Raw genomic sequence first — 2,800 nt, forward strand, 5'->3', positions numbered from 1 at the left:
GGGGCGGAAGCCTGCGGCTTACAACGGGCCTGACGGCCCGTTGGGCGGTGCTGACGCACCGCCAGGTGCGGGGGTGACGCCTGGCGGCATCACCGTGCGTGGTGTCCCGAGGCTGCGCCTCGGGGCCCGGCTGCGCCGGGCGGGGGCCGGGGCCATTCGCCTGCGGCGAATTCGGGGACAGATGACGGCCCCTGACGGGGCATCGACTGAAAGTGGTCGGCACGGGCCTGCGGCCCGCCCCCAGGTGCGTTGACGATGTGACGCGAATTTCGAGTAGAGGCCACCTCCCCCCGGGGGGCAGCCCCCAGCGTTGACGATGTGACGCAAAATTCCGGTAGCACCCCCTCCCCTCCCTCCTGCCGGGTACCGTTGACGATGTGACGCGAATTTTGGGTAGAGGGCCCTCCCCTGACGGGGATGGGGTATCCGGCCCAGCACCCGCTGACGATATGGCGTAAATCCCCGGAAGCAGCGTCTCCCCCGGATCGGGGGCCCCTGCCGGGGCCTCCACCACCCGCCCGTTCAGCGGCCCCTCGAGGGACTCCCCGGGCAGGCCTCCCAAGGCCTGCCGCCCCGTGCCGGGGCGAGGCGCCGAACATGCAAGAGCTGTCACCGATCCGGCCCCGCGCCGCCCCCGAAATCAGGGGCGCAGGACAGGCCGGGGAAACAGCCCACAAACCGTCACAACCCACTGGGTCAAAAAGCCCTGGGCAAGGCGCAGCACTAGGCGCTAGAAACACACCGGAATGTCACCGACGCCAAGCCTTCTGATGTCACCGAGCAAGCGCACGGAAACAAGGCTGGAAGCCCATCCGACATCCGGCTGAAAATCCGCCCGCCAGGCGCCTGGCATCCCGCCTTTAATGCCACAACAAGCACTAACCAGTCTGCCCGATCCTATCGGCCGATAACGACCGGCCCGCACCCTCCCGAACACAACGAAGCCCCGCACCGAAAGCACGACTGGAAAGGGCGGGGCCTTCGGCGATGGCCGGGGCCTGACGGCCCGTCGAAAGGGCTGGTAGTTGACGCCGGCGGCGCCACCGGGAAAAGGGCGGCGCGGGCACGCGCGATGGGGCCTGGCGGCCTGGGTTGGGGGTGTCCGGGCAGCGCCTGCGGCGCCACCCGAGCAGGTGCCGGCCGGGCCTGCGGCGGCGGCACGGTGGGCGGCGCGGGTGCGGCGGCCTGACGGCCCCCACCGGCGAGCGACCCCCACGCAGGCCATCAACGTCTCACCTGACAGGGGGGCAACCGGTGTGGGTCACAATCCATTGCCCGTGGCGCGCACCGTCCGGCTCCCGAAAAGATCTGTCGGAGACACGTCGTGAAAACGCGCCGGTAAATCCCGCAGGAAAACCCTCAGGGGACATCAAGAAATTCTTCGTCTCTGATGCCCTCGTTCCCGGCCTCATGGCATGCTCACGGCGAATACGCACAGCAATCGGAGGCGGCCCCATCACCCCGACCGGAACAGGCGGCAGCTACCACTTGGACCGGCCCGGCATTGGTCCAACCAAGCCCTGCAAATCCCTCAAAAGACCCCAAAATCGCCGCCTCGCGGTCAGCAGGTCATGCCCTTGGGGAGCCGGAGGGGCGGCCGGGTGGCCAGGCGGCGGCGGCGCCTCCTTATGTCGTCCGGGAACGGTCGTATCCTCCGAATATGGGCGGCAGATGCGATTGGTGCGGGGACGTCCTGCCGAGCGGGCGGAGTCGCCGGTACTGCCTGCGGGCCCGCGTCCCTGTCACCATGCCGCCTACCGGGCCCGCAGACGCGCCGAAGCCGCGATCCGCGCCCGGGTCATTAGCAGCCTGGGCGAAACTCACCGCCCCGGGGACGAGATTCCCCACCGCAGGTCAGCGCCCTGGCCTGCACCTCCCGGGTAAGAACGGGTCAGGAGCGGCGTCATAAGGAGTTGGTGCGCGCCTGCGCGGCAGCCGACGGCTCATCTCCGACCGGTCGCTTGTGGTGTGCCGGGGCGGGCGGCTCGGCGAGGCCGAGGTCGAGCGAGGCGATCGGGAACTCGGGGGTCTGCGTGGGCAGGACGAGGTCCACGACCCTCAGGATGGCGTCGCACACCTGTCGGCTGCGAAGGTCCAGGGTGACAGGCGGACTGGCCACCAGCACGCCGCGCACATCGCTGACCGGCACGCGCAACCGTGTCACCCTGGCGAGATCCTCCGGCGGGACCCACAGGTCGTCGGTCCGTAGCGGAGGGTAGGTCATGTCGATCCACCAGCTACCGGGGCCATCGCGGCGATGACGCGGCGGGTCTCCTCGACGATGTGCGGGCTGGGCTCCGCGACGGCGAACGCCGTCACGAGTATGTGGGTCCCGCCGGTCGGCGGGGTGCTGGTCGTGAAGCCGGCGTCGGCCAGGCGGTCGGCGACGCTGCGCGCCACGGATCCGGTGCCCAGGACCGTGACGAACTCAGGTCTCATGATGTCCCCCTCAGTACCGCTGAAGCGCAATTCGAAGAACGTCCGCAGGGCGCGGGCGCCCGGCGAAACCGAACCACCGCACCATGACGCCGACGGTGGCGGCGTGCTGGAGCGGAAAGTTGCCCTGGGCGGGTGGTGTCGGGTGTTGCGCGGGTGACGGCAGTCGTCACCCGCGCGGCACCGGGGTGGGTCAGGCCGTGACGTGGTACCAGTAGCCGCCGGTGCGCAGGGTGACGTAGTGGACGTTGCTGTTCGTTTCCTTCGCTTCGTACATCATGTCGGCGCCGGTGGTGGGGTCGGTGCCGGCGTAGAGGACGACGTGCACGGTGTTGTGCGCGTCGGTGCCGAAGTACTCGACGTC

2 protein-coding genes are annotated in these 2,800 nt (G+C 69.6%); both read right to left on the reverse strand.

Annotated features, from left to right (window positions below):
* Positions 1-1,903: 1,903 nt before the first annotated feature.
* Positions 1,904-2,224, reverse strand: coding sequence for a hypothetical protein (locus ACH4J0_RS43020; protein ID WP_396246636.1), 321 nt, complete (start codon positions 2,222-2,224; stop codon positions 1,904-1,906).
* Positions 2,221-2,439 carry a hypothetical protein gene (locus ACH4J0_RS43025; protein ID WP_396246637.1) on the reverse strand — a complete coding sequence of 73 codons (219 nt, stop codon included), beginning with the start codon at positions 2,437-2,439 and terminating at the stop codon, positions 2,221-2,223. The genes ACH4J0_RS43020 and ACH4J0_RS43025 overlap by 4 nt, the downstream gene beginning before the upstream one ends.
* Positions 2,440-2,800: the final 361 nt, after the last annotated feature.

It is taken from the genome of Kitasatospora sp. NPDC017646 (assembly GCF_044329365.1).
Lineage (GTDB): Bacteria > Actinomycetota > Actinomycetes > Streptomycetales > Streptomycetaceae > Kitasatospora.